We start from the raw sequence: 26,939 nt of genomic DNA on the forward strand, positions 1-26,939 counted from the left end.
TACTCGGACACTTATATCCTAGTTGATGGAGGTGAAAGCTGTGAAAAGAACGTTAGGTTTATTAGGATCTCTGCTGCTGGCCGCTTTGGCCTTGGCCCAGGCTCCTGCTCCCCTAAGCCCGGCGGAGAAGGAGGAAGCAGCCAAAATCTACTTTGACCGCTGCGCTGGGTGCCATGGGGTGTTGCGGAAGGGAGCGACAGGTCCCGCCCTTGACCCCAAGAAGATGGCGGAAAAGGGAGTGGAGTACCTGAAGGCGGTGATCTTCGGCGGCCTTCCTGGGGGCATGCCCGATTGGGGACGGCAGGGGATTCTTAAGGAAAAGGACATCGAGCTCGTTGCCCGCTTCCTTTTGGAGCAGCCCCCAGCGCCTCCAGTTCCCACCTTTGAGGAGATCAAAAAGACCTGGAAGGTGCACGTGCCCCCGGAGAAGCGGCCCACCAAACCTCTCCATAACCGCAACTGGCAGAACTTCTTCGGCCAGGTGCTCCGGGATACGGGGCAGGTGGCCATCATCGACGGGGATAAGAAGGAGTTGGTGACCATCGTGCCCACCGGTTTCGCCACGCATATTCTGCGCTCGTCCGCCACGGGGCGGTACTTTATGGCCATCGGCCGGGACGGGAAGGCGAGCCTGATAGACCTCTGGATGAACCCGCCCCAGGTGGTGGCGGAGTCCAAGCCCTGCTTGGATGCCCGGTCCATTGAGTCCAGCAAGTTCAAGGGCTACGAGGATAAGTATGCGGTGGTGGGGTGCTACTGGCCACCCACCATGGTGGTTCTGGATGGTCTCACCCTCGAGCCCCTCAAGATGGTCTCCACCATCTCCTACGCTAAGGGGGCCGGGGAACTGGTGATGGAAGCCCGGGTGGCCGCCATCGTGGCGAGCCACTTTAACCCCGAGTGGATCGTAAACCTCAAGGAGTCGGGCCAGACCTGGCTGGTGGACTACTCCAATCTGCACAAGAAAGGTCGGCCCCTGCCCATCACCATGATCGACACCGATCTCTTCCTGCACGATGGGGGCTGGGCCCTGAAGCGCTACTTCATCGTGGCGGCCAACGCGTTGAACAAGCTGATCGTAATAGATACCAAGACCCGGGAGTTCGCAGCCGAGGTGGAGGCGGGGGTCAGGCCCCACCCGGGCCGGGGTTCCAACTGGGAGCATCCCACTTACGGGCCGGTTTGGGCCACCGGGAACATCGGTAGCCCCGAGGTGACCGTGGTGGGTGTGGATCCCGAAAAGCATCCCCAGTACGCCTGGAAGGTGGTCAAGCGGATCACCCTCCCCTACGCTGGTACCCTCTTCATCAAGACCCACCCCAATAGCCCCTGGGTCATCGTGGACTTCCCCATGAGCCCGAGTCCCCAGGCGGCTGCCAGCCTCTGCGCCATAGACAAGCGCAAGCTGGAGGTGGCCAAGTGCTGGGAGGTGCCGGGAGCCCAGGAGCTGAAGGCCCGCATGGTGCATCCCGAATTCAACAAGGGTGGGACCGAGATCTGGGTTTCCGCCTGGGGTTCTAAGGATACCCCTACCTTCATCGTGGTCTACGATGCCCTTACCCTCAAGGAAAAGGCCCGCATCACCGGGGACTGGGTGCGCACCCCTACGGGGAAGTTCAACGTGTACAACACCGCTTACGACATCTACTAGCCTGCTGGGGTGAGGGCGGGGAGCGCCCAAGCGCTCCCCGCTTGGCCTTGATCCCGGTCATGGCCGGCAGGGAGTCTTCCGGTTAACTTGCCCCTATGGAGCGTCCTGAGTTCGCCCAGTACCCGTATCTGGTGGCCTGGGAGGTGACCAACGCCTGCCTCCTTGCCTGCCGCCACTGCCGGGCCTCGGCCATGCCCCACCCCCTGCCTGGGGAGCTTTCCACGGAGGAGGGCTTGGGGCTTATAGAGGAGGTGGCCACCTACCGCCCTAAGCCCCTCCTCCTCCTCACCGGGGGAGACCCCCTTGCCCGCCCTGACCTCCTTTTCCTCATCCAAAGGGCCCGGGAGCTGGGGCTTAAGGTGGGCCTCACCCCGGCGGCCACACCCCTTCTCACCCGGGAAAAGGTGTTCCAGCTCAAGGAGGCAGGGGTAACCCGGCTGGCCCTTTCCTTGGACGGGGCAAGCCCCCAAAGCCACGATGCCTTCCGGGGAGAGGAGGGCACCTTTGCCCGGACCCTGGCGGCCTTGGAATGGGCCAAGGAAGCGGGGCTTCCCGCCCAGGTGAACACCACCGTGACCCGGGAAAACTGGCCGGAGATCCGGGCTTTACCCGATCTCCTGGCGGAGAAGGGGGTGGTCCTTTGGAGCCTTTTCTTCCTGGTGCCCGTGGGACGGGGGGCCTTGTTAAAGCAACTCTCCGCTAGGCAGTTTGAGGAAGTGCTCCACTGGCTTTACGAGGTTTCCCTTTCCTACCCCTTCCATGTAAAGACCACTGAAGCCCACCACTTTCGCCGGGTGGTGTTAGAGAGGCGGAGGGAACTGGGTGCGCAGGACCGGGCCCTGGCGGCGGGAGAAAGCCTCCACCGGGAGTATTTCCAAGATGGTATGGAACACTCCCGGCTTTGGGTTACGGACGGCAACGGCTTTGTCTTCGTGTCCGCCACCGGGGATGTGGCCCCTTCGGGGTTCTTGCCCGTTTACGCCGGCAACATCCGGGAGAAGTCTCTCCTGGAGATTTACCGGTATAGCTCCCTCTTTCAAGAACTCCGCAATAAGGACCTCCTCAAAGGGAAGTGCGGGGTCTGCGAGTACCGCTTTGTGTGCGGGGGAAGCCGGGCTAGGGCCTGGGCGGAAACCGGGGATTACCTCGCCAGCGAGCCCCGGTGCGTCTATGTGCCCCCGGCTTGGTTGGAGAAGGTGGGTAAAGTTTCCAGAGTGGGATGAGGGCTTGGGCGGGGGCGTGGTGCGGGCAGGCAAGGCGGGTGCCAAGGACAAGCTGAAGAGGGAACACAGAAAGCTTGCTTCCCGCTACCAATAGCGGCGGGTAAGGGCAAGACCGGTCTCGGGTACCGTTTCTTGGCGCACCAGCTTTGCCTAAGGGGTCGGGAGGGCTGGGCTCAAGCCTCCTGCTCCAGGATCTCCAGCAGGGCCCTGGCGTTGCTGTAGCGTTCCTCCCTGGCGGCGAAGAGGAGGGTCACGGTCCTCTCCCGGCTTAAGGCTTTTAGGTACTCCAAGGCGGGGTTGCCCTCCAGCTCCTTGCGGTAGCGCCGGAGGAACTCCGGGTACTTCCCGGGGTCGTGGGCGAAGAAGCGGCGGAGGGCATCGGAGGGGGCGAGCTCTTTGGCCCACCAGTCCACCCGGGCCTTTTCCTTGCTGAGCCCTCGAGGCCAGAGGCGATCCACGAGCACCCGCACCCCGTCCTCCGGGGAAGCCGGCTCGTAAACGCGCTTTACCCTTAAAGCCATTCCGCCTCCGGGAGGACGCACTCCGGGCACTGGGCTCCTGTGAAGCGCACCCAGTCCAGGATTTCCTCCACGCCCTCCACCGGCCCCAGGTGGTAGATCTCCAGGAAGGGGTCGGCCACCAGTATGCCCTTTTCCGGGATGGCGTGGACCAGGTTTCCTTCCCGGTCCAAGAGGAGGGGCAAGGGGCTTTCGTGGGTTTCTTGGGCGAGGAGGAAGGCCTGCGCCTCGAGGGTAGCGAGCTCTTCCTGGCGGAGGGCCAGGGCCTGGGCCATCCCGGGGTTCCGTAGGAGAACCAGTATCTTCCCCTTAAGGTCCGGCAGGTACACCCTTTCTCCGCCCGGAGTGTGGAGGGTATAGGGGGGAAGGAGCTTTCTCAAAGCCACCATGTTCTATTTTTGTCTTTCTCGCTCCCGCACAAGTGTGAGCTTGTTCCTGGGAGATTTGGAAGGCGTGCCCCCAAGATCCCTTGACCCCGGTCATGGACGGGCCGAAAGCCAGGGAGCAGGCTAGGCCTTGGAGGTAGCTATGCCCCACGTGATCTGCGAGCCCTGCATCGGCGTAAAGGACCGGTCCTGCCAGGAGGTCTGCCCCGTGGAGTGCATCTACGATGCCGGGGAGCAGCTTTACATCCACCCCGACGAGTGCATTGACTGCGGGGCCTGCGTGCCCGCCTGCCCGGTGAACGCCATCTTCCCCGAGGAGGATGTTCCCGAGCCGTGGAGGGAGTACATAGAAAAGAATCGGCACTGGGCTAAAACCCTGCCTAACGTGCCCGTGCTGGAGCAAGGGTAGCGGGCTAAGAACTAGGGCGTGGGGCCTGGAGCGAGTTTTCCCGGGATTCGCACCCAGGGGGTTTCGTTGGGCCCGGGGCAGAGGTTGCGGAAGGCGCAGGCCCCGCAGGATGTAGTGCAGGGGAGAGATTGCACATAGCCCCTTCGCTCCAGTTGCTGAAGAAGAAGAAGGGTGACCTCGAGGCTGAGCCCCAGCGCTCCAGCCAGCTCCCGGGGAGTCTTGGGGGACGTGAGGAGGTTCAGGACTTTGGCCATCATGGCAGTAACTGGCGGGCCAAAAAGGCCAGCATGTAGGCCACGGAAAACTGGTACACCACGGCGGCCAGGGCTACCCTTCCGCCAATCACCTGGCGGAGTGCGGCCAAGGTGGCCACGCAAGGGGTGTAAAGGAGGACGAAGACCAGATAAGCCAAGGCCCCGGAGGGGGAAACCGCTTCTTTAAGGGCCACCTGAAGGGGAGTGGGCTCAGGGGCAAGGTTTAAGGAGAAGGGAAGAAAGAGCGACCCAAGGCCCCGAAGGGTACCGGTTAAGGCGGAAAGGAGGCCATCGAGAAGCGCTTTTACCCCTGCGAGGAAGCTCAGCGGATTAAGGCCCTCTGCCCCGAGGAAGCTCACCCCCAGGGTGCCCACCACCACTTCCTTAGCGATAAATCCCGGGATCAAGGCCCCCACCAGTCGCCAATCCTCGAGGCCCAAGGGATGAAAGAGAGGGGTGAGGGCCTGGGCCAAGAAGGCATAGGGACTTCCTCCCGGGAAGGGGAGGTGAAGCAAACCCCAGACGGTTAAAACCGCTATCAGGATAGGTCCCCCTGCCCCTTGAACGAAGCTCTGGGTCCGGGCCCAAGCCAAGCGCAGGAGAAGCCGCCAGGGGGGGAAGCGGTAGGGGGGAAGCTCCATGGTCCCCTCTCCTCGTTCAGCCCGCAGCACCTTGCCCAGAAGAAGAGCGGTGAGTAGGCCCGTGATCAACCCCAGGAAGTATAGCCCTAAGACCACCAGAGGAGCCTGCCGGGGGAAAAAGACGAAGGCGAAAAGGGTGAAGACGGGAAGCCTGGCTCCACAGGCCATGAAGGGGATGGCCAAGGCGGTTCGGAGGCGGTCCAGGGGATGGGAGAGGGTGCGGGTGGCGTATACGGCGGGCACATTGCAACCGAAACCCAGCACCAGGGGAATGAAGGCCTTGCCCGGAAGCCCTGCCCACTGCATGGCCCGGTCGGCCACAAAGGCCATGCGGGCCAAAAAGCCCGATAACTCCAGGAAGGCCAGGGCCAGGTAGAGGAGGAAGAGGAGAGGGGTAAAGGCCAGGACCGTGCCCACCCCGGCCACCAACCCTTCCGCCAGGAAGGACCGGGCTAAAGGGGGTATGGGCAGGGCGACGACCCATCCTGCCAGGACCTCTTGGACCCTGCCGATCAGGTCCACCCAGGGGGTGGAAAGAGTGAAGGTGAAGCGGAAGGTAAGGAACAGGGCCAGGAGGAACAAGGGTAGCCCCAGGAGGGGGTGGAGAACCAGGCGGTCCAGCTTCTCGGTAAGGGGGGGCTTGCTTCCTATCCGATGGGCTACCCGGTGGTAAACCTCCTGGGCCGTAGCGTACCGGGCCTCGAGGGCCAGAAGGTAGGGATCCAGGCCGGTTTTCTCCAGGTGTGCTCGTTCTTCCTCGACGGCCTTCAGCGCTTCCTGGGATAGGGGAAGGTTTTCCTCCCCCATGAGGGCCAGAAGGGCCAAGGCCCGGTTGGGAATCCGAGGGGTAAGGCGGTCTATCGCCTTCTCCAGGGCCTCGGGGTATCGCACCTTAGGGCTTGGAACACGGGCCTCCTTAGCTTTGGCCAAGACCTCCGCCACCTGGCCCCGGCTGGCTACGGTGCCGGCCACAGGTAGGCCCATGTCCTCCTCCAGGGCCTCGAGGTTGATCTTCAGGCCCTTAGCCTCTGCTTCGTCTAGGAGGTTAACCACCAGGACCATGGGCAACCCAAGCTCCATGAGCTCCAGGGTGAGGACCAGGCTCCTTTCCAGATTGCCCGCGTCCAGGACGTTAAGGACCAGGTCTGGGGGGTTCTGCAGGAGCTCGCGGACCACCAGGGCCTCTTCGGGCGAGGTGGCGAGGAGGCTGTAGGTGCCGGGCAGGTCCACCAGCTCCACCTGAGTTTGGTTCAGGTCCACGCGGGCGGAGAGGCGCTCAAGGGTAGTCCCCGCCCAGTTCCCCACGGAAAGCTGGCTTCCTGCCAGGGCGTTGATGAGGGAGGATTTCCCGGTATTGGGTCCACCCACCAGGACCCAGCGTTCCGTGCGGGTGGGCGAGGCCTGCAGGGTGGCACTATCTGGTGGGTGGCACCGGGGGCAGCTCATGGGGTTCTGCCGCGATCAGGGCTTCCACCAGGATTCCCCTGGCTTCTGCCCGGCGTAAGAGCAGGTAGGTTTCCCCGGCCCGAACCTCGAGGGGATCTCCCAAAGGAGCCTTGAGGAGGATCTCCACCACGGTCCCAGGTCTTAACCCCAAGGCGAGAAGCCGCTTCTTTTCCGGGGGGACCTGGAGGATGCGGGCCCGGTGACCAGGGGAGAGCTGGGCTAGGGAAAACATAACCGACCTCCTGGAGCCAGGCTAAACCGGAGCTGGGCTAATGTCAAGTATTCCGCTCGGATTTTGTAAGTTAGAAACGATAACTATTTTCATCTGAGTAAGTCCACCAGGGCCTGTGGGTTGGGGATCTCCACCCGCCGCCCCTTCAACTGGATCAGGCCCTGGCGGTAGAGCTGGCCTAGGTTGCGGGAAACCGCCTCGGGCACGGTGCCCAAAAGGGCGGCGAGCTCCGGGTTGGTGGGCAGGTGGAAGCCCTGCCCTTCCTGGGAAAGCTTCTCCAGGAGGAACTCGCAGAGCCTCTCCCGCACCTCGTGGAAGACCAGGCGGTCCAGGAGGTGCAGAAGCTGCCCCTGGCGGCGGGCCAGGTACCGGATCAAGGCCCGGGCTAAAGGCGGGCGGGCTTCCACCAGCTGGAAGAAGCGCTCCTTGGGAATGGCCAGGACCTGGGTATCCTCCAGGGCCTCGGCGCTGGCGGGGTAGGTGGGCCGGTCCAGGAAGAGGGCCACCTCGGCCAGGACCCGTCCTGGGCCTTCCAGGTGGAGCACCACCTGCTTGCGCCCTTCGGGGTCCAGCTTGTACACCTTGATGAGGCCCCTTTCCACCACGAAGAGGGAGCGCACGGGCTCCCCCTCGAGGAAAAGCACCTCCCCCCGCTTTAGCCGCCTGGCCCTGGCCTCGTGTTCCAAGGCCTTGAGGTCCTCGAGGGCCAGGTCTCGGAAGAGGGGAACCTGCTTAAGATCCATTCCTTACCCCTTCAAGAAGCTCAGGCGCCTTTGAGCCTCTTCCAGGAAGGGCTCCAGCTTTAGGGCCCTTGCGTAGGCTTCCTTGGCCACCTCCAGGTAACCCAGGGCCTCGGCCAGCTCCCCCAGGCGCAGGAGGCCGGCAAGGGCCCGGTCCTGCAGGTAGCTTCTCTCCGCCTCCGCCCACTCCCCATAGGGGTCATCCCCGAAGAGGGGGCCCTTGTAGAGGTCCAGGGCCTGCCTTAGCGTTTTAAAGGCGGAAAGCCCGTCCTCAAGATCGGCCTTGCGCATGAGTTCCTCAAAGCGTTCAAAGTCCAGGAAACGATCCTCGGGAAGCTTCAAGCGGTAGTATTCCCCCTCCCGCTCCACGATGCCGGGCAGGGTTTTGCGCAGGTAGTAAACCAGGGTGTAAAGCTCCTGTTTGGCCTTTTCAGGCGGCAGGTGAGGGCAGAGGGTTTCGCAAAGGTCTTCCACGTAAAGGGCCCGGTCCTTGTTGGCCAGAAGGTACTTGAAAAGCTGGTACGCTCCAGCCCGCCCGAAGCTTTTGGGGGTGAGCTCTTTCCCCCGGTACCGCAGGCGGAACTGTCCCAGGGCGTAGATCTCCAGCTCCGGTGAGCCAGGTTTCTCCTGCGGGTGCAAGGGTGGAAAGAGGAAAGGAGTGGCCAGGCGGGAAAACCAGAGGGTAGGAGCCGCGGGACGGGTGGCGGGCTTGGGGGGGCGGGCGTGGAACAGGGTCACCATGGCCACCACCTCCCCCCGGGCCCAAAGGGGCAGACAGGTCCTGGGGCGTCCATGGGCTTCGGGGCAGGGGGGAAGGCCGTTTTTGTAGCCCACCACTTCCCCTTTCCAGGCGGGGCAGTTTTGCATCTCGCACGGGGGGACCAAACCGGCTTCCCACCTCTCCCCGCTTCTGGCCACCACCCGGACCCCGGTGGCCTGGCTTAGGCGGCGGATCTCCTTGAGGAAGGCCAAACGGGCCTCGGAAACCTCACCCCGGTAGAGGTGCTGGTGAAGGGCCTGTAGGCCTACCTCCCCTAAGCGGGTGAGGAGGGTGTACAGGGTGCTGGCGAAGAGAGGCCCGATGCGGGAGAGGGTTTCCAAGGGCTCCTGGTGGTCCAGGTCCGGATCCCGGGAGGCCAGGTTCAGGACGCCGATGAGCCCTTGGGGAAGCTCTAGGGGGTAGCAGATGTAGGTCTGGTATCCCAGTTGCTTTACCTTCTGGCGCAGGTACCTGGGGTCCTCCCCCAGGGCGTGGGTGAAGAGGGGTTCTCGCTTCAGGGCCACGATGCCGGGGTACCCCTCGCCCAGCTGGAACCAGGGTCGTTCCAGGAAGGCCTCGCGGTGCAGGCCCTCGTAGGCGGTGAGGATCAGGTGGTGGCCCTCGGGGTCGATCAGGAAGAGCTCGGCGGCCTCCATGCCTAGGGCCAGGCGCAGGGCCTTGAGGAACTCCTCCAGGGCACTGGGGAAGTTCTCCGGGCTTTGCAGGAGGTGCTGGGTAAGGCGGGAGAGCTCCAAGAGGAGGTCAGGGGGTTCGGCCCGCTCGGGATGGAGTTCCACCAGAAAACCTCCCTCTTCCCGGTAGCCCAGGCACCGGAGGCGCCTGCCCTTGAGGAGAAGGGGCGTGCTGGCCCGGTAGGCTCCCCGCCTAAGCTCCCGTTGCACCGGGCATCGGGGGCAAAGGGGGCGGCCAAAGGGATCCTGCCCCTGGACCAGAAGGGCGCAGGGGAGGCCCCCTCCTTCCAGGCCCAAGGAAGGGTCGGCCTCGAGGACCGTGGCCATCCCCTTGGGGTCTAGCCGTAGCCGGGCCAAGGGCTTCATCGCCTCCCAGGATAGGGGGCTTCTTCTAGGACGAATGTCCCGGGGAAGGGAAGTGGGCGCCAGGCCCCCTCCCCACACTGGAAGCCGGAGGTGAGGATGAAGGGCACGCGGTTCGTTCCCCTGGCCTTGCTCCTGGCTCTTTCCCCAGCGTTTGCCCAGGAGGGGAAGGCCCTTTACGGCCAGTACTGTGCTTCCTGCCATGGCGCTGAGGCACAGGGCATTCCCGGGGCCATTCCCCCCTTGGCGGGGAACCCCAAGGTGCAGGACGAGGCCTATGTGGTGAGGGTGGTGCGGCAAGGGCTTTCTGGCCCCCTGGAGGTGGGTGGGGTGACCTATAGCGGGGTCATGCCCCCCCTCGCCCAGGTTTCTGAGGCCCAAGCCCGGGCCATCGCCCAGTATCTCAAGGGTTTATCGGGTGCCCAGGCCGAGGCCAAAGCACCGGCTCCCCAGGTGCAAGGGGATCCCGCTTTCGGCCGGGCTCTATACCTGGGGCAAAAGGCCTTGCAAAACGGCGGGGCACCCTGCCAGGCCTGCCACACGGTGGCGGGCGTGGGCTTCCTGGGCGGGGGGTCCATGGGCAGGGACCTCACGGATGCCGCCAAGCGCCTGGGAGGCGAGGCGGGGCTTACCGGTTTGTTACAAAACCCCGCTTTCCCCGTGATGCGGGAAGCCTACAAGGGCAAGCCTTTGACCGAAGTCGAGGCGGCGGCTCTGGCTGCCTTCTTGGTGCAGGCGTCCAAGGAGGTGCCAAGGCCCGCTTCCCTGTATCTGGGCCGGTTCTTGGTGGCGGGATTGGTGCTTTTGGGACTCTTGTTGCTTTACCAGGCCATCCTCTGGCAGCTAAGGCCTAAGAGCCTGGCGGAGCGCATCCAAAGCCAGCTTAGGAGGTAAACATGAAGGATTGGATCAGGGAAATAGAAAGCCCAGCGGAAAGGAAGTGGGAGGAGTTCTACCGCAACCGGTTCCAGCACGACAAGCGGGTGCGCACCACCCACGGGGTGAACTGCACGGGTTCTTGCTCCTGGGAGGTCTTCGTCAAGGACGGGGTGGTTACCTGGGAGCTTCAGGCTACGGATTACCCGAGCCTCGAGGCGGGCCTGCCCCCCTACGAGCCCAGGGGTTGCCAGCGGGGCATCAGCTTCAGCTGGTACCTCTATAGCCCCATCCGGGTGAAGTACCCCTACGCCAAGGGGGCCCTTCTGGACCTCTGGCGGGAGGCCAAAAAGCAGCATCCCGACCCCGTGGCCGCCTGGGAGGCCATCCAGAGCGATCCCCATAAGCGCAAGCGCTACCAGAAGGCCCGCGGAAAGGGAGGCTTCAGGCGGGCGAGCTGGGACGAGGTCCTGGAGCTCATCGCCGCCGCCGTGGTTTCCACGGTGAAGCGCTACGGGCCGGACCGGGTCATCGGCTTTTCCCCCATCCCGGCCATGAGCCAGATCTCCTACGCCGCCGGAAGCCGCTTCCTCTCCCTTTTAGGCGGGGTCCCCTTGAGCTTCTACGACTGGTACTGCGACCTGCCCAACGCCTCCCCCGAGATCTGGGGGGAACAGACCGACGTTCACGAGTCCGCCGACTGGTACAACGCCCGCTTCATCGCGGTGATGGGCTCCAACCTCAACATGACCCGCACCCCGGACACCCATTTCATCTCCGAGGTGCGGCATGCGGGGGCCAAGCTCACCGTCTTCAGCCCCGACTTCTCCCAGGTTTCCAAGTACGCCGACTGGTGGATTCCCATCCATCCCGGCCAGGATGGGGCCTTCTGGATGGCGGTGAACCACGTCCTCCTCAAGGAATACTACGCCGAGCGGGAGGTGCCCTACTTCCTGGACTACCTGAAGCGGTACACCGACGCCCCCTTCCTGATCGAGATCCGGGATGGCCGCCCCGGGCGCTACCTCAGGGCTAACCGCCTCTCGGAGTACGCCGAGGAGGAGAACGGGGACTTCAAGCTCCTCCTCTGGGATGAGGAGAAAGGCCCCAGGATGCCCGGAGGGACCATCGGCTTCCGCTGGCAGAAGGAGAAGGGCAAGTGGAACCTGAAGCTGGAAGACCCGAGAACCGGCGAGCCCTTAAACCCCCGGCTGAGCCTCCTGGGGGTGGAGGACGAGGTCCTTCTTGTAGAGTTTGACGACTTCGCCTCCGACCAAAAGCTCAAGCGGGGCGTTCCCGTCAAGTACGTGGTGACCAAGGAGGGGGAAAAGGTGGCGGTGGCCACGGTCTTTGACCTCCTCATGGCCCAGTTCGGGGTGGGGCGGGGTCTTCCGGGGGATTACCCCAGGGATTACGGGGATGAACTGCCCTACACCCCTGCCTGGCAGGAGAAGTGGACCGGGATCCACCGGGATACCCTCCTTAAGTACGCCCGCTCCTGGGCGGAAAACGGCCTCAAGACTAAGGGGAAAAACCTCATCATCATCGGGGCGGGCATCAACCACTGGTACCACAACAACCTCATGTACCGGGCGGGGATCGTGGCTTTGATGCTCACGGGGAGCGTGGGGGTGAACGGCGGGGGCCTGGCCCACTACGTGGGCCAGGAGAAGCTGGCCAACCAGGCCTCCTGGGGTCCCATTGCCTTCGCCACCGACTGGGGCTACCCTCCCAGGCAGCAGAACACCCCGAGCTTCCACTACGTCCACTCCGACCAGTGGCGCTACGAGCGGGGCTTTTCCGCCTACGACAAGACGGCGGCCGGCCTAACGGACCACACCATAGACCACCAGGTGCGGGCGGTGCGCAAGGGGTGGCTTCCCTTCTTCCCCCAGTTCAACAAGAGTCCTTTGGAGGTGGTCAAGGAGGCGGAGGCCAGGGGAGCCAAGACCGAGGCGGAGATCGTCCAGTACGTGGTGGAAGCCCTTAAGCGGGGGGAGCTGAGGTTCGCGGTGGAGGACCCCGACGCTCCTGAGAACTGGCCCAGGGTCTGGTTCATCTGGCGGGGGAACGCCATCGGTACCAGCGCCAAGGGGCACGAGTACTTCCTGAAGCACTACCTGGGCACCCACACCAACACCGTGGCCGAGGAAAAGGCCGAGGGCCAGGTACGGGAGGTGGTCTATCGCAAGCCGGCCCCTGAGGGGAAGCTGGATTTGGTGGTGGATCTCAACTTCCGCATGGATACCAGCGCCCTCTACTCCGACATCGTCCTTCCCGCCGCCACCTGGTACGAGAAGGACGACATCAACACCACGGACATGCACACCTTCATCAACCCCCTGCAGGCGGCCGTGCCCCCCGCTTGGGAGTCCAAGCCCGACTGGGATATCTTCAAGGCCATTGCCAAGAAGGTCTCGGAACTGGCACGGGTGCACCTGCCCACCCCGGTGAAGGACCTGGTCATGATCCCCTTGCAGCACGACACCCCGGACGAGCTGGCCCAGGCTGAGGACCGGGACTGGAAGAAAGGGGAAGTAGAGCCCATCCCCGGCAAGACCATGCCCAAGTTCCGGGTGGTGGAGCGGGACTACACCAAGCTTTACGAGAAGATGGTCACCCTGGGGCCAGGGGTGGAGAAGGTGGGGGTGGGGATGCACGGCCTTACCATCCCCGTGGAGGACTTCTACAAGGAGCTGGCCGAGCGCCAGCCCCGGCTCTTCCAGGGGGAGAAGCGGCCGAGCCTCGAGGAGGCCCGCCAAGTGGCCGAGGCCATCCTTTTCCTGGACCCGGTTTCCAACGGGGAACTGGCCTATCGGGCCTTCCTGGACGAGGAGAAGAAGACCGGGGTCAGGCTCACCGACCTGGCCGAGGGCAACCGCCACGTGCGCATCTCCTTCAAGGACCTGGTGGCCCAGCCCCGCCGCCAGCTCACCACCCCCACCTGGAGCGCCATCATCAATCAGGGCCGGGCCTACAGCCCCTACACCTTAAACGTGGAGCGCCTTATTCCCTGGCGCACCCTTACGGGCAGGCAGCACTTCTACCTGGACCACCCCAACTACCTGGCCTGGGGTGAGCACCTGCCCACCTACAAGCCGCGGCCGGACGTCCTCATGCTCCAGGAAACGAAAAAAAGCGCCTTCGAGGCCCAGGGCAAGCTCCTCAACTACATCACCCCCCACGGGAAGTGGTCCATCCACTCCACCTACTCGGAGAACCACCGCATGATGACCCTTTCCCGGGGAGGCTACCCGGTTTGGCTCAACGACAAGGATGCGGCGGAGCTGGGCATCAAGGACAACGACTGGGTAGAGCTTTTCAACGACAACGGCGTCTTCGTGCAGAGGGCCATCGTCTCCGCCCGCATCCCCAGGGGAACCGTCTTCGTGTACCACGCCACCGAGCGCACGGTGGGCATTCCCAAGAGCCCCCTAAGGGGCAAGCGGGCGGGCATGAACAACTCCATCACCCGCGCCCGCCTCAAGCCCGTTTTGATGTCCGGGGGCTATGGCCAGTTCACCTACGCCTTCAACTACTGGGGGCCGGTGGGGGTGAACCGGGACACCTGGGTCTTCGTGCGCAAGCTGGAAAGGCCCCCGGAGTGGTGAGAAAGGAGGAACACCATGAAGGTTAGAGCCCACATGTCCATGCTCTTCCACCTGGACAAGTGCATCGGCTGCCACACCTGCTCCATCGCCTGCAAGAACCTCTGGACCGACCGCAAGGGTGCGGAGTACATGTGGTGGAACAACGTGGAAACCCGGCCCGGTGCCGGCTACCCCACGGGCTGGGAGGACCAGGAGCGCTTCAAGGGGGGCTGGAGGTACCAGGACGGCCACCTGGACCTCCGCCTGCACTCCCGCACCCAGGGGCTAGCCCGCCTCTTCTTCAACCCAGCCTTGCCTTCCCTGGACGACTACTACGAACCCTACACCTTCCGGTACAACGACCTCTTCATCAGCCCGGAAGGGGAGGATCAGCCCACCGCCATCCCCATCTCCATGATCACAGGGGAGCCCATGACCCCAGGGGCCGGGCCCAACTGGGACGACGACCTTGGGGGAAGCCCCCTCTACGCCGCCAACGATCCCAACCTGAAGGGGCTGGACCCCGAGGTGCAGGCCCAGCTTTCCGAGATCGAGGGGGTGGTGTTTCAGTACCTGCCCCGCATCTGCAACCACTGCCTGAACCCGGCTTGCGTGGCCGCCTGCCCCACCGGGGCCATCTACAAGCGGGCGGAGGACGGGGTGGTGTTGGTCAACGAGAACAAGTGTAAGGCCTGGCGAATGTGCGTGGCCGCCTGCCCCTACAAGAAGGTCTACTACAACTGGGCCACGGGGAAGAGCGAGAAGTGCATCCTCTGCTTCCCCCGGCTGGAAACCGGCCAGGCCCCGGCCTGCGCCCATTCCTGCGTGGGGCGGATCCGCTACATGGGGGTGCTTCTTTACGATGCCGACCGCATCCCCGAGGCGGCCATGGTGCCCGACGACCGGCTGGTGGAGTCCCAGCTTGGGATCATCCTGGATCCCTTTGACCCCGAGGTCATCGCCGCCGCCAAGGCTGAGGGGATTGACGAGGGTTGGATCAAGGCCGCCCAGAACTCCCCCATTTACAAGTTCGTGAAGGTCTGGGGGTTGGCCTTCCCCCTGCACCCCGAGTACCGCACCCTGGCCATGATGTTCTACGTCCCGCCTCTTTCCCCGGTGGTGTCCACCTTGGAGAAGGCCTTAAGGGCTAGCCAGGGGAGGGAGGGTCTGGTGCGGCTTGACCTTCCGGAGACCGACTTGGACTTTGAGGTGTACGAGAGCCTGGAAAAGGCGAGGATGCCGGTGAAGTACCTGGCCAACCTCTTCACCGCCGGCAATGAAAGCCTTATCGTGCCCGCCCTTAAGAAGATGCTGGCGGTGCGCATCCTGAAAAGGCAGGAAAGCCTGGAAGGCGGCGTGACGGAAAAGGCCCAGAGGGTCTTGCGGGATGCCGGGCTCACCCTCGAGGAGGCCGAGGCCATCTACCGCCTCACCACCCTCCCCACTCTGGAGGAGCGCTTCGTGCTGCCCCCCTACCACCGGGAGATGGCGGCGGAGGTGTGGAGGGATCCCTTGGCCCACAAGGGGGAGACGGGCTTCGGCTACATCCAGCCGCCCTTGAGGGGGGAGTAGGAGGAAGCCATGGGCAACGCCACCCTTTTGGAAACCCTGGCCCTAGCCCTGGATTACCCCATGCCGGGGCGCTTGGAGGAACTCTGGCGGCGCTGGATCGCCTGCCCCCGGGGGCCTGCCAAGCAGAAGCTGGAGCGCTTCCTGCGCCAGGTAGAGGGGCTTTCCCTGGGGGAGTGGGAGGAGCTTTACACCCGCACCCTGGACCTCACCCCCACCACCGCCCCCTATGTGGGCTTTGCCGTCTACGGGGAAAGCTACCAGCGGGGGGAGCTCCTGGCCGCTTTGGTGCGGGCCTTCCGGGAGATCAACCTGGATCCGGGAAGCGAGCTTCCCGATCACCTGGCCAACGTCCTCCGCTACCTGGCCCGCTCGGAAAACCCCCTTCCCGAGCTCTTGGAGATCCTGCCCAAGGCCCTCCATGAGATGCACAAGACCCTCAAGACCCTGGACGCCAGGAACCCTTACCTCCTGGTTCTCGAGGGGGTTCAGGAAGCCTTGCAGGGAGTGTTGGCAGGGAGGTGAAGGATGAACTGGAACACCCTTCTCTTTGGCGTCTTCCCCTACATCGCCCTTACCCTGGCGGTGGCGGTCACCGTCTACCGCATGGTCTACAGGCCCTTTTCCGTCTCCGCCCAGTCCAGCCAGCTTCTGGAGCAAAAGCGCCTTTTCTTCGGCTCCATCGCCATGCACTGGGGGCTGGTCCTAGTCCTTTTGGGACACCTTCTGGCCCTTTTAATCCCCAAGGGGCTTCTCCTCTGGAACGCCGTCCCTTTGAGGCTTTACCTTTTGGAGATCACCGGGCTCGGCCTTGGGCTTTGGGCCCTGGTGGGCACCTACGTGCTCCTGGCCCGAAGGGTTTCCGTGGCTCGGGTGCGGGCGGCCTCCACCTCCATGGACTATGTGGTCCTGGTGGTGATCTTCGTGTCCGTCCTTTCCGGGGTCCTCACCGCCCTTTTCTACCGCTACGGAAGCTACTGGTTCCCTGCGGTCATGACCCCCTACCTCTGGTCCATCCTTACCCTACAGCCTAGGCCGGAACTCATCGCCGACCTGCCCTTCTGGACCCAGCTCCACGTCTTTAACTTCTGGGTCTTCCTGGCGGTATTCCCCTTCTCTCGGCTGGTCCACATCATCACGGTGCCCCTGGGCTACGTGGTGAGGCCTTGGCAGATCGTCATCTGGGTGCGCAAGCTGGCGAGGTGAACTATGGTCCACGACCCCATTCAACTGGAGAAAGAGCGTCCCGAACGGCTTCGGGTCCTTTGGCTTTCCACTATCGGCTTCACGGTGATGTTTGCGGTGTGGCTGATGTTTGGGGTGCTGGGGGTGCCCATCCGCAGGGAGTTCGGCCTCACGGATGTGGAGCTTTCCTGGCTCTCGGCGGTGGCCATCCTGAACGGCTCCCTGTGGCGGCTTTTGGCCGGCATCCTTACGGACCGCTACGGGGGGCGGCTGGTCTTTACCCTCATGCTCTTCTTCACCGCCATCCCCGCCTATCTGGTGTCCCGGGCGGGAAGCTACCAGGAGCTTCTCCTTTACGCCTTCCTGGTGGGCTTTGCCGGGAACTCCTTCAGCGTGGGCATCGCCTGGAACTCCGCCTGGTTTCCCAAGGACCAGCAGGGCTTTGCCCTGGGGGTCTTTGGGGCGGGAAACGTGGGAGCCAGCGTCACCAAGTTCATCGGGCCCGCCCTCATCGCTAGCGTTCCGGCCGCCGGGTACCTGGGGGGCTTAATCCCCGGGGGCTGGCGCTTCATTCCCTTCCTCTATGCGGTGCTCCTGGTGCTCATGGGCTTTCTCATGTGGTTCGGTACTCCCGGGCAGGATAAGCGTCCGGGGCAGGGGAGGCCTTTTCTTGAGATGTTAAGGCCACTTAGGTACGTAAGGGTCTGGCGCTTCAGCCTCTACTACGTGGTGGTCTTCGGGGCCTACGTGGCCTTGAGCGCCTGGCTTCCCAAGTACTACGTGGATGTCTTCGGCCTGCCCCTGCACGAGGCGGCTCTTCTCACCGCCCTTTTCATCTTCCCCGCAAGCCTCTTGAGGCCCCTTGGCGGCCACCTTTCCGACCGCTTCGGGGCCCGGCGGGTCATGTACTGGACCTTTGGCATCATCCTCCTGGCCTCGGGGGTTCTCATGATGCCGGAAGGGCACATCGTCCTCTACACCAAGCAGGGGAGCAAGGAGGTCATGCAGTTCACCATGAACGTTTGGCTCTTTACCGCCTTGGTGTTCTTGATCGGTGTGGGGATGGGTGTGGGCAAGGCGGCGGTGTACAAGCACATCCCCACCTACTTCCCCAAGGACGTGGGGGCCGTGGGGGGATTGGTGGGATTGCTAGGGGCTCTGGGAGGCTTCTTCCTGCCGCCTCTTTTCGCCTACGCCCAGGCCTGGACCGGACTGCCCCAGATGACCTTCTTCGTGCTCTTCATACTTGCCGCCCTCAGCTTCCTCTGGATGCACCTCACCGTCTTGCAGCTTCTGCAACAGGAGGCCAGGCACCTGAAAAACGAGTTTGAGATGAAAGGAGGCCGTCCATGCTGAAGGTAGCGAAGGGTACCTGGATCCCCGAGTGGAACCCCGAGGATCCCAAGCGCTGGGATTCCGCTTTGGCCTGGCGCACCCTCTGGATCACCACCTTTAACCTCACCCTGGCCTTCATCACCTGGTTCGTGGTAAGCGCCCTGGTGGTCCGGCTTCCCAAGGTGGGGTTTGAGCTTTCCACCTTGCAGCTCTTCTGGCTCACGGCCATGCCGGGGCTGGCGGGGGGGACCTTGCGCATCATCTGGACTTTCCTGCCCCCCATCCTGGGCACCCGGCATCTGGTGACCTTCTCCACCCTGCTTTTGCTCATACCCCTCCTAGGCTGGAGCTTCGCTGTTCAGAACACCCACACTCCCTATTGGGTTCTTCTCCTCTTGGCCTTCTTGGCGGGGATCGGCGGGGGGAACTTCTCCGGCTTCATGCCCTCCACCAGCTACTTCTTCCCCAAGCGCCTCCAGGGGACGGCCCTGGGGTTGCAAGCGGGCATCGGCAACTTTGGCGTTTCCGTGGTCCAGTTCGTAACCCCCTGGGTCATCGGCTTCGCCCTCTTCGGCTCCCTCCTGGGGGGTCCGCAGACCTTCACCCCCAAGCCCGGGGTTTCCCAGCCCATCTGGTTGCAAAACGCCACCTTCCTCTGGGTGCCCTTTGTGCTGGTGGGGTCTTTGCTGGCGTGGGTGTACTTAAGAAGCGTTCCGGTGCGGGCCAACCTTCGCGAGCAGTTTGACATCTTCCGCGACAAGCACACCTGGATCATGACCAGCCTCTACATCATGACCTTCGGCTCCTTCTCCGGGTTTTCCGCCATCTTTCCCCTTCTGATCCGGGAGGTCTACGGGAAGTTCGATGGGGCGCCCGATCCCTTGAAGTATGCCTTTTTGGGTCCCTTGGTGGGTTCTCTGGCCCGCATCGTTGCCGGGCCGATCTCCGATCGCTTTGGCGGGGCCATCGTCACCCAGGTTTCCGCCATCGGCATCTTCCTTTCCGCTCTCCTGGTCACCCTCTTCACCCGGCCCACTTCCTTGGAACAGTTCCCCTTCTTTGTCCTGGCCATGCTTCTGGTCTTCCTCTTCAGCGGGGTGGGGAACGCCAGCACCTTCAAGCAAATGCCCATGATCTTCCCGCCCAGGCAGGCGGGAGGGGTCATCGGCTGGACCGCGGCCATCGCCGCCTACGGCCCCTTCATCTTTTCCACCCTTGCCGGCTACACCCAGAAGGCCACGGGGGGTTTCACCGCCTTCTTCTATGGCCTCATGGTCTTCTACGCCTTGAACCTCTTCCTGAACTGGTACTACTACGCCCGCAAAGGGGCGGAGAAGCCCTGCTGAGGCCACCCCACCCTGGCAGAGCCAGGGTGGGAGCCCCGGTGAGGGCTTTCCCTAAGCTGGAAGGTCGGAAGGCATGCGATAGCGAGAAGGGGATAAAGAAGGCTCCCGGGCAAGGCATCCTTGCCCGGGTCTTCCCTTGACCCAGGTCATGGCGGATGGGGAGAAGGCGGGGGAAGCTTGGGCCATGGAGCTGGATGTGCGCACCTTACCCCCTAGGGAACGGCACCCTAGGATTTTTGCCCTCTTCGATGCCTTGAAGCCCGGGGAAAGCTTCGTTCTGGTCAACGACCACGACCCCAAGCCCCTTTACTACCAGCTCATGGCGGAAAGGCCTGGGCAGGTGGACTGGGCGTACCTGGAGGAGGGACCGGAGGTATGGCGGGTGAGAATCGGCAAGAGGTAGTCCGGCCCGAGATGAAGGTGGCCGAGGTTTTGCGGCGCTGGCCAGAGCTCCTCGAGGTCCTGGCGGAGGCAAGCCCTGCTTTCCAAAAGCTCAAAAACCCCCTTCTGCGCAGGACTATGCCCAACCTGGTCACCGTGGCCCAGGCGGCCAGGATCGGGGGGCTGGAGCCAGAGGAGCTGGTGGCCCGCCTCAACCGGGCCCTAGGGGTGGAGGCCCGGCCGGAGGTGCCGGTGGCCAAGGAAGGGGAAAGCCTCCTCGGTACCCCGCCTCCTCCCTGGTTGTCCGCTCCCGTGGGCTTCCACCTGGATGTGCGGCCCATTCTGGAGCAGGGAGGAGAGCCCTTCCAGGCCATCATGGCGGCGGCCCGGGAGGTGGGACCCGGAACGAAGCTGGTTTTGGAGGTGCTCTTTGAGCCCATTCCCCTTTACAAGGTCCTGGGAAAGCAGGGCTTTTTAGCCTGGTGCGAGCGGCTTGGGGAGAGGCACTACCGCGTTCACTTTTACCGCCAGGAGGTCAGGCAAGGGCAAGGGGTGGCCGCGGGTCCTGCTTCCTTAAGCGAGGAGGACTGGCGGGACTACCAGGCGGAGGTGTTCATTGAGGAGAACCTCGAGCCCCCCCTGCCCATGATGCGGGTCCTGGAGGCCTTGGCCAGGCTAAGGCCTGGGGAGAAGCTCCTGGTCCACCACGTGCGAAGGCCAGTGCACCTCCTCGCCCGCCTCGAGGAGGAGGGGCACGCCTACCTTCTCAAGGACCTGGGCCCGGGGCAGGTGAAGATCCTGATCCGCAAGGGAGGCTAGGCCCTGAGGGCCGGTTTCCCGGGAGGGACCCGTGGGCTTTTGGCACTTCCTCTTCGTGCGGGCGGCCTTGGTTTACCTGATCTACACGGCCTTGCTGGGCACCCTCTTCTACCTCTTTCCCGGCCTTCAGGGGCCTTTTCGCTCCTCCCATGTGCACGCAGGGCTCGTGGGCTTCTTCCTGCAGATGGTGATGGGGGTGGCCTACTGGATGATGCCCAGGCCCGGGGGCCTGAGGCAGGATCGCCTCGAGGGGCTCACCTTCGTTCTTCTCAATGCCGGCCTGCTCCTAAGGCTCGTCCTCGAGCCCCTCTACCTCCTGGGCCAGGAGGGCCTGCGCCCTTGGCTTGGGCTTTCCGGTGGGCTTCAGCTTCTGGCCACCTTGGTCTTCGCCTTCGCCATGCATAGGCGGGTGGTCACGGGGGATATGCTGAGGAAAATGCGGGAGGAAAGGGAAAGGAGGGGAGGATGAAGCAGGTGTCCTCACGGCCTGAGGAAGCCCTTGTTCTGGATCTTCCGCCCTTGCCCGAGGAGGTCTTTGCCGACCTTCTCGCCTTTGGCGGGCTTGGGGAGGAGGAGAAGAGGGCCATGCGCCTGGATGCGGAAAGGCTCCTTGAGGAAGCGGCTTCCTTTGTGGCTGGGGTTTACGACCACCTAAGCCGCCACCCCGGCACCGCCCGGGCCCTGGGCTGGGAGGGAAGGGTGCCGGAGGAGGAGCTTTACACAAGGCGGGCCTTTTTCTCCGCCTGGCTGGCCCGCACCATCGGGGTGGACACCTCGGCGGAGTTCGCCCGGGAGGTGTACCGGGCGGGGCTCTGGCACGGGGGCTTGGGTCCCAAGGGGGCCTTGATCCCCCCTGAGTACGTGGGGCTTTCCTTCGCCCAGGTGGGGCGGTATGTGGCGGAGAGGGTGCGGGACGTGCGCCCCTGGCTCATCTACCTCTCCGCCCAGGAGGAGGTGATGCGGAAGGGGTTTGACGCCGCCCTTGCCCTTAGGGAGGGGAAGGTGGCGGTGCGCTTTCAGGCCTTGGGCCTGGCCCACCCCGCCTTGCCCAGGCCCCTCGCCTTGCGGGCGGGAAGCGTGGGGGAAGCTCTCTTCAAGGCTTTTGCCGTGAACCCTGCCCTAAGGGACCTCGCCCTCGAGGTCCTGGCCGCCGAGGAGGAGGTGGGGCTTTGGCTGGAGCCCAAGACCCTCTGGCGGCTCAGGCCCCGCTGGACGGTGCTTCTCAACGGCCGGGATGTGCGCTACCTCGAGGGCCTGGCCACCCGGTTGCGGGAAGGGGACCTCCTCACCCTTCTGCCCCCGGGCCGCTGACCGCCCAGGGGGTGGCCATGACCTGGATCATGGCTAATCCCGAGCAACAGGCCCAGGATTATGGCGATGCTGGTCACCGCTCATAACCGCGTGATTCCCCTTTCCATCCCCGCCGGATTCGTCTTCCTGGGGGAGGTCTTTTTCCTGGCGGCAGGCCTCCTATTTGCCCTTCATCCCGAGGCCTTTGCCGTTCCCCGGCACCCTTTGGGCTTGGCCGGGGCCCACCTCTTCCTCCTGGGCTTCGGGGTGGGGGTGCTCCTTGGGGCCATGCACCAGCTTCTGCCGGTGGTCCTGGAGACTTCCCTTTACCGCCCGGAGTGGGGGTATCCGGTGATGGTTCTTTGGAGCCTGGGGGTAGTCCTCCTGGCCTCGGGCTTCGCCTGGGTTCCTTCCCTTGTGCCCTGGGGTGGGGGCTTGGTCCTGGTTGCCCTTCTTTTCTTCGCTTACCACGTCTACCTCACCTTCCGTCAGGCTCCCCGCTGGAACCGGGTGGCCACCGCCTTGGCCTGGGTGGTCTTCTACCTGGTCCTCACCCCCTTTCTAGGGCTTTTGCAGGCTCTTTCCCAGCGCTATGGTTTTTACGACCCGGAAAGGCTCACCTGGCACCTCCTTGCGGGCTTGGGCGGGGTTTTCCTCCTTTCCATCCTGGGCGTGGGCTACAAGCTCCTTTCCATGTTCACCCTCACCCACGGGGTGGACGAGCGGGTTCTGGGGCTTCTCCTCTTTGCGGCCAACTTTGGGCTCCTCGGTTTGGCCATGGGGGAGAGGCTGGGCTATCTCCTCCTTCTTCTTTCCTACGCCCTGGCCCTCTACGACACCTGGCGCATCCTCAAAAACCGCATGAAAAAAGCCCTGGATATCGGGGTGCGGCACTACCTCCTTGGCCTCCTCTTCCTGGGCCTGGTCCTCTTGGCCCTGCCCTTTAACCCCGTATGGGCGGCTCTTTGGTTTGCCTTGGGCTTCGTGGGGCTGGTGGTGACGGGGATGCTTTACAAGATCCTGCCCTTTCTGGTCTGGACCCACCGGTATGCCCCAAGGGCAGGGAAGGAAAAGGTGCCTCTGTTGAAGGAGATGCTTCCGGAAGGTGCGGGGTATGGGGCAGGGGCCTTGTTGGCCCTAGGGGCCTTCCTCGTTCCCCTCTTTCCCGGGGCGGGCTGGGTTTACCTCTTGGGGGTTTTCCCCCATGTTTATGCCCTTTGGGAGGTGATGCGGCGATGAACCCTTTGGAAGAACAGGCGTGGAACCTCTTGCGGACGGTTTATGACCCAGAGCTGGGCCTGGATGTGGTCAACCTGGGGCTTATCTACGAGCTAAAGGTGGAACCCCCCAGGGCCTACGTGCGCATGACCCTCACCACCCCGGGCTGCCCCCTGCACGACAGCATGGGGGAGGCGGTGCGCCAGGCCTTGAGCCGCATCCCAGGCATAGAGGAGGTAGAGGTGGAACTCACCTTTGACCCCCCTTGGACCCCTGCCCGGCTTTCCGAGGAGGCCAGGAGGCTTCTGGGCTGGATTTAGGGAAGGGGAGGTTCCTCCCCAGCTACCAGCCGCAGAAAGGCTTCCACCACCTCGGGATCAAACTGCTTGCCGGCTTGCTCCTGGATGTAGGCTAAGGCCTTTTCCCGGGGCCAGGCCTTCCGGTAGGGGCGGTCGGAGGTAAGGGCGTCGTACACGTCCACCACGGCGAAGATACGGGCGGAAAGGGGAATCTCCAGGCCCTTTAGCCCCCTGGGGTAGCCGGAGCCATCCCAGCGCTCGTGGTGGCAGTAAGGGATCTCCAGGGCTTTCTTGAGGAAGGGGATGCCGGAAAGCCACTCGTAGGCGTAGACGGGGTGCTTCTTCATGACGGCCCACTCCTCCTCGGTGAGGGGGCCAGGCTTTAGAAGGATGCTGTCGGGAATGCCAATTTTGCCCACATCGTGGAGGATGGCCCCGCGCCGGATGTGCTCCAGGTCCTCCTCCGGCACCCCCAAGGCCCGGGCCAGGCGCAGGGTAAGCTCCGTGACCCGCTCGGTGTGGCCTGCGGTTTCCTGGTCCCTTAGCTCCACCGCCTTGGCCCAGCCCCAGAGGGTGAGGTCGTAGGCGGCTTCCAGCTCCCGCTGGCTTTTCAGAAGCTCCTGGAAGGTAAGGGCGTTATCCAGGGCCACGGCTCCCTGGCCAATCAGGGCTTCCAGGAACTCCTCCTCCTCGGGGGAGAGGTCCCAAGGCCTCCGGGTGAAGGCGGCCAGGACGCCAAGGAGCCGTCCTTTGGCGAAGAGGGGGTAGGCCTTTTCCGCCACCAACCCTTCCCTCAGGGTGAACTGGGCGTCGGCCCCGGGGTCTTGGGCCAGGTCGGGGACGAAGACGGTCTCGCCGGAAAGGGCCGCTTGCCCGATATGCCCCTGGCCTAGGAGAAGGCGGTGCGGGACCCCTTTCGTGGGGGTGTAGAACCCCCTAAGGCCCCGTAGCTCCAGGGTTTTTTCCCGGGGGTTATAGAGGAAGAGGGCCGCAGCATCCAAGGGAAGGCGCATCACCTGGTTGAAGAAGACCTCCAGGGTGGGGTCCAGGTCCAAGGAGGCTGCGATGGCTTGGTCCACGGCCCTCAAGGCCTCCAGCTGCTCCACCCGCCGGGCCAGCTTGCGCCGTAGGCTCGCCCGGCGCACGGCGTTGCCTATGGCCTCGGCCAGGATAATGACCCGTTCCACCTCGGCAGGGGTGGGGGTGCGGGGATGAGGCCAGGCCAGGGTTAGGGTTCCCACCACTTCCTTCCCCGCCAGGAGGGGGGCCACCACCCCACTCCATCCTTCCGGGACCAAGGGCCTGGCCCCGGGGCGCACCCGGGGATCGTGCTTTAGGTCCTGGCTCACCACCACCTCCCCCCGGAAGGCCCGGGCCACCAGGCCCGCTTCGGCAAGGGTTTCCGGGGTGGGAATCTCCTTAAGCCAGCCCCGGCTTGCGGCTTCCTCCAGGCGTCCCGTTTCGGCATCGTAGAGGAGGATGCTCCCCACCGGGGCTTCCAGGGACTTAAGGGTGGCCTCCAGGGCAGCCTCCATCATCTCCTTTAGCTCCTCGCTTCGCCGGAGGGCCACGCTCACCTGGGCGAAGGCCTCGAGGGCCAGTTCGCGCTCCTTGGCTTCGGTGATGTCCAGCCCCACACCTAAGACGGCGGGCTTACCGCCAACCTCCACCCGGGCGGCGGAGTAGTCCAACCAGCGCACCTCTCCCCCTTTGGTGAGGATGCGGAAAGTGTAGCGACTGGGAGGATTCTCCCCTCGGATCCGGGCAAGGCCTCGCTCCCGCACTAGGCTCCGGTCGGCAGGGTGGACGAATTCCCAGATGGGGCGGCTTGCGAGTTCCTCCCGGGTGTAGCCGGTGAGGCGCATAGCTTCCTCGTTGGCGAAAGTGAGGCGTTCTTCCTGCCACATGAGGATCAGGGCGGGGGCGGTTTCCGCCAGGGTGCGGAAGAGGGCCTCGGATTCCCTTAGGGCTCGTTCCCGGGCCTTTTCTTCGGTGACATCCCGCTTGATGGCGATAAAGTGGTGGATCTCCCCGTTTTCCCGCACGGGGGTTATGGTCATGCGCTCGGTGTACAGGGTGCCGTCCTTGCGCCGGTTCACCAGTTCCCCTGTCCACACCCTTCCGGAGAGGATGGTGTCCCAGAGGTTTTTGTAGAAGGCCTGGTCCTGAACCCCGGATTTTAAGATACGGGGGTTTTTCCCCAGGGCTTCCTCCAAGGTGTAGCCGGTGAGCCGGGTGAAGGCAGGGTTTACCCACTCGATCTGCCCCGAGCGGTCGGTGAGGACCACGGCTTCGTGCGCAGCTTCCAGGGCGTTTTGCAAGAGGCGCATGGTGGCCTCGGCCTGGAGGCGTTGGGTCACGTCCAGGGCTACCACCAGCACCGCAGGTCTCTTTTCCCATTCGATGAGGTGGGAGAAGATCTCCACCTGGATCTCCCGCCCATCCTTGAGGCGGTGGGTCCAGGGGCCGGAGTGTCGCAGGGGGGGCCTTGGGTTCTTTAAATCCTCGAGGAGTTTAAGGCGCTCCCTTGCGGGGCGGATGTCCAGGAGGGTCATGGTGAGGAACTCTTCCCGGGTGTAGCCGTACTTCTCCACCGCGGCGTGGTTGACCTCCAGGAAACGCAGGGTTTCCAGGTCGTACACCCACATGGGGAGGGGGTGGGCGTGGAAGAGAAGGCGGAAGCGAGCCTCCTGGGCCTCGAGGGCTCTACGAGCCTCTACTTCCCGGCTAACATCCTCAGTGTATCCGGTGAGGTGGTGGGTTTCCTCGTCGTAGTACAGGCTATGCTTGAGCCAGCGCCACTGGCTCGGGTCGTTTGGGTCCAGGAAGAAGCGGAAGGTTACCTCCTGCACGGTGCCCGGCTGGGCAATGGCCCTGTGGAAAGCTTCCGCCAGAAGGTCCAGGTCCTCAGGGTGGACGTGCTTTAAGTAAAGCCCCGGATCTCGCAGAAGCGCTTCCAAGTCATAACCAGAGCGTGCAGCTTGGGGCCCAAGGTAGAGAACAGGGGCGCGAAGGGGGTCCTCGCCCGGCGTTACGAGGATCTGCCAGGGAACGCCGGGCAGGGTTTCCAAGAGGTCCTTGAAAAGGCGGTGCTGGGCCTCCAGGTCCTTTCTGAGCCGGGCTTCCTCGGTTTCGTCCCGGATGTTCAGGACAATGCCCTGAACTGCAGGGTCATTTAGGAGGTTTCTCCCCCAGACCCGTACGTACCGCACCCCACCCTGCTGGTCAAAGATGCGGAGGCTGTACTCGCGGGTGGCCCCGGGGTGGCGGACGAGGTCCTCCAGGGCCGCCTCGGCGTAGAGGCGATCCTCGGGGTGGACGAAGGAGAGGATGGGGATCCGCTCCCGGGTGTACCCAAAGGGGTCATACCCCAGCACATGGTCCACGTTGGGGGAGGCATAGTGCATGTACCCTTCCGCATCGATGATGTAGATGAGCTCGTGGCTGTTTTCCACCAGGGCCCTGAAGCGGTTTTCCGAGGCCTCTAGGGCTTTTCGCCTCTGCATTTCCGTATACTCCTGGGCCTTGGCCAGGAGGTAGACCAGCAGGATGGAGAGGACGGCGAAGATACCTTCCTTGACGGAGTGCGCCTGGGCTAGGGCAGCTGGGTCCTGCGCTTTGAAGTGCAACAGTCGGTCGCCCACGAGGATCCAGAGGAGGGCGAAGAGGCTGTAGATGAAAACAACCCTAGATGGGCTGAGTTTCATTCCGCTCCA

At 63.8% G+C, this 26,939-nt stretch carries 24 protein-coding genes; 16 read left to right on the top strand and 8 right to left on the bottom strand.

Going from position 1 to position 26,939, the window contains the following annotated elements:
* Nucleotides 1-40 precede the first annotated feature (40 nt).
* Together AC27GT_RS04315 and AC27GT_RS04320 are read left to right on the top strand one after the other, a co-directional pair.
* On the top strand, nucleotides 41-1,651 hold the full coding sequence (locus AC27GT_RS04315) for a nitrite reductase (protein WP_267261351.1): 1,611 nt from the start codon (nucleotides 41-43) through the stop codon (nucleotides 1,649-1,651).
* 95 nt (nucleotides 1,652-1,746) lie between these two features.
* Nucleotides 1,747-2,874 (top strand): TIGR04053 family radical SAM/SPASM domain-containing protein, encoded by a 1,128-nt coding sequence (locus tag AC27GT_RS04320; protein WP_487223569.1) that lies wholly within the window; start codon nucleotides 1,747-1,749, stop codon nucleotides 2,872-2,874.
* 173 nt (nucleotides 2,875-3,047) lie between these two features.
* Here the strand turns inward: AC27GT_RS04320 and AC27GT_RS04325 are convergent, their stop codons facing one another.
* The gene (locus tag AC27GT_RS04325; protein WP_219758580.1) at nucleotides 3,048-3,395 is read right to left on the bottom strand and encodes a DUF488 domain-containing protein; all 348 of its coding nucleotides are present in this window, start codon (nucleotides 3,393-3,395) and stop codon (nucleotides 3,048-3,050) included.
* The gene (locus AC27GT_RS04330; protein ID WP_219758579.1) at nucleotides 3,386-3,781 is read right to left on the bottom strand and encodes a hypothetical protein; all 396 of its coding nucleotides are present in this window, start codon (nucleotides 3,779-3,781) and stop codon (nucleotides 3,386-3,388) included. The genes AC27GT_RS04325 and AC27GT_RS04330 overlap by 10 nt, the downstream gene beginning before the upstream one ends.
* Before the next feature lie 139 nt (nucleotides 3,782-3,920).
* Between AC27GT_RS04330 and AC27GT_RS04335 the strand changes: the two genes are divergently transcribed.
* Nucleotides 3,921-4,187 carry a ferredoxin family protein gene (locus tag AC27GT_RS04335; protein ID WP_105318230.1) on the top strand — a complete coding sequence of 89 codons (267 nt, stop codon included), beginning with the start codon at nucleotides 3,921-3,923 and terminating at the stop codon, nucleotides 4,185-4,187.
* 11 nt (nucleotides 4,188-4,198) lie between these two features.
* On the opposite strand, the gene AC27GT_RS04340 is transcribed toward AC27GT_RS04335, so the two are convergent.
* From AC27GT_RS04340 to AC27GT_RS04360, 5 genes are all read right to left on the bottom strand, one after another.
* Nucleotides 4,199-4,441: a hypothetical protein gene (locus AC27GT_RS04340; protein ID WP_219758578.1), complete on the bottom strand. Its 243-nt coding sequence runs from the start codon at nucleotides 4,439-4,441 to the stop codon at nucleotides 4,199-4,201.
* Nucleotides 4,441-6,450 (bottom strand): ferrous iron transport protein B, encoded by a 2,010-nt coding sequence (gene feoB, locus AC27GT_RS04345; protein WP_343231582.1) that lies wholly within the window; start codon nucleotides 6,448-6,450, stop codon nucleotides 4,441-4,443. The genes AC27GT_RS04340 and feoB overlap by 1 nt, the downstream gene beginning before the upstream one ends.
* 46 nt (nucleotides 6,451-6,496) lie before the next feature.
* Complete coding sequence (locus AC27GT_RS04350) at nucleotides 6,497-6,760, bottom strand: FeoA family protein (protein ID WP_219758576.1); 264 nt, start codon at nucleotides 6,758-6,760, stop codon at nucleotides 6,497-6,499.
* A gap of 89 nt (nucleotides 6,761-6,849) precedes the next feature.
* Entirely contained in the window at nucleotides 6,850-7,503 is a 654-nt protein-coding gene (locus AC27GT_RS04355; protein WP_219758575.1) for a Crp/Fnr family transcriptional regulator, read from the bottom strand.
* Between the two features lie 3 nt (nucleotides 7,504-7,506).
* Nucleotides 7,507-9,318, bottom strand: coding sequence for an AfsR/SARP family transcriptional regulator (locus AC27GT_RS04360; RefSeq protein WP_219758574.1), 1,812 nt, complete (start codon nucleotides 9,316-9,318; stop codon nucleotides 7,507-7,509).
* 96 nt (nucleotides 9,319-9,414) lie between these two features.
* On the opposite strand from AC27GT_RS04360, the gene AC27GT_RS04365 reads away from it, so the two are divergent.
* The 13 genes from AC27GT_RS04365 (at nucleotide 9,415) to AC27GT_RS04425 (ending at nucleotide 23,244) form a co-directional block, all read left to right on the top strand.
* The gene (locus AC27GT_RS04365; protein ID WP_219758573.1) at nucleotides 9,415-10,209 is read left to right on the top strand and encodes a c-type cytochrome; all 795 of its coding nucleotides are present in this window, start codon (nucleotides 9,415-9,417) and stop codon (nucleotides 10,207-10,209) included.
* A 2-nt stretch (nucleotides 10,210-10,211) separates the two neighbouring features.
* Nucleotides 10,212-13,802 (top strand): nitrate reductase subunit alpha, encoded by a 3,591-nt coding sequence (locus AC27GT_RS04370; protein WP_219758572.1) that lies wholly within the window; start codon nucleotides 10,212-10,214, stop codon nucleotides 13,800-13,802.
* Nucleotides 13,803-13,817: 15 nt separating this feature from the next.
* A complete protein-coding gene (gene narH / locus AC27GT_RS04375) occupies nucleotides 13,818-15,353 on the top strand; it encodes a nitrate reductase subunit beta (protein WP_219758571.1) in 1,536 nt (511 codons plus the stop codon).
* Between the two features lie 9 nt (nucleotides 15,354-15,362).
* Nucleotides 15,363-15,875, top strand: a complete 513-nt coding sequence (locus tag AC27GT_RS04380) for a nitrate reductase molybdenum cofactor assembly chaperone (RefSeq protein ID WP_219758570.1) — start codon at nucleotides 15,363-15,365, stop codon at nucleotides 15,873-15,875.
* 3 nt (nucleotides 15,876-15,878) lie between these two features.
* Nucleotides 15,879-16,556: a respiratory nitrate reductase subunit gamma gene (gene narI / locus AC27GT_RS04385; RefSeq protein WP_219758569.1), complete on the top strand. Its 678-nt coding sequence runs from the start codon at nucleotides 15,879-15,881 to the stop codon at nucleotides 16,554-16,556.
* 3 nt (nucleotides 16,557-16,559) lie between these two features.
* Nucleotides 16,560-17,891, top strand: a complete 1,332-nt coding sequence (locus tag AC27GT_RS04390; protein ID WP_219758568.1) for an MFS transporter — start codon at nucleotides 16,560-16,562, stop codon at nucleotides 17,889-17,891.
* Nucleotides 17,885-19,216 (top strand): MFS transporter, encoded by a 1,332-nt coding sequence (locus AC27GT_RS04395; RefSeq protein ID WP_219758567.1) that lies wholly within the window; start codon nucleotides 17,885-17,887, stop codon nucleotides 19,214-19,216. Before AC27GT_RS04390 ends, AC27GT_RS04395 begins: the two co-directional genes overlap by 7 nt.
* Nucleotides 19,217-19,400: 184 nt before the next feature.
* Nucleotides 19,401-19,619 (top strand): DUF2249 domain-containing protein, encoded by a 219-nt coding sequence (locus AC27GT_RS04400; protein WP_028493912.1) that lies wholly within the window; start codon nucleotides 19,401-19,403, stop codon nucleotides 19,617-19,619.
* Nucleotides 19,592-20,416 (top strand): DUF2249 domain-containing protein, encoded by an 825-nt coding sequence (locus AC27GT_RS04405; protein ID WP_219758566.1) that lies wholly within the window; start codon nucleotides 19,592-19,594, stop codon nucleotides 20,414-20,416. Before AC27GT_RS04400 ends, AC27GT_RS04405 begins: the two co-directional genes overlap by 28 nt.
* Nucleotides 20,417-20,447: 31 nt before the next feature.
* The gene (locus tag AC27GT_RS04410) at nucleotides 20,448-20,885 is read left to right on the top strand and encodes a hypothetical protein (protein WP_028493914.1); all 438 of its coding nucleotides are present in this window, start codon (nucleotides 20,448-20,450) and stop codon (nucleotides 20,883-20,885) included.
* Nucleotides 20,882-21,727, top strand: coding sequence for a protoglobin domain-containing protein (locus AC27GT_RS04415; protein ID WP_219758565.1), 846 nt, complete (start codon nucleotides 20,882-20,884; stop codon nucleotides 21,725-21,727). The genes AC27GT_RS04410 and AC27GT_RS04415 overlap by 4 nt, the downstream gene beginning before the upstream one ends.
* A 66-nt stretch (nucleotides 21,728-21,793) precedes the next feature.
* Complete coding sequence (locus AC27GT_RS04420) at nucleotides 21,794-22,945, top strand: hypothetical protein (RefSeq protein ID WP_219758564.1); 1,152 nt, start codon at nucleotides 21,794-21,796, stop codon at nucleotides 22,943-22,945.
* Entirely contained in the window at nucleotides 22,942-23,244 is a 303-nt protein-coding gene (locus AC27GT_RS04425; RefSeq protein ID WP_219758563.1) for a metal-sulfur cluster assembly factor, read from the top strand. Before AC27GT_RS04420 ends, AC27GT_RS04425 begins: the two co-directional genes overlap by 4 nt.
* Here the strand turns inward: AC27GT_RS04425 and AC27GT_RS04430 are convergent.
* Nucleotides 23,241-26,930 (bottom strand): PAS domain S-box protein, encoded by a 3,690-nt coding sequence (locus tag AC27GT_RS04430; RefSeq protein WP_219758562.1) that lies wholly within the window; start codon nucleotides 26,928-26,930, stop codon nucleotides 23,241-23,243. The two genes, AC27GT_RS04425 and AC27GT_RS04430, sit on opposite strands and share 4 nt — an antisense overlap.
* Nucleotides 26,931-26,939 lie beyond the last annotated feature (9 nt).

Source organism: Thermus sp. KWY1 (assembly GCF_057547025.1).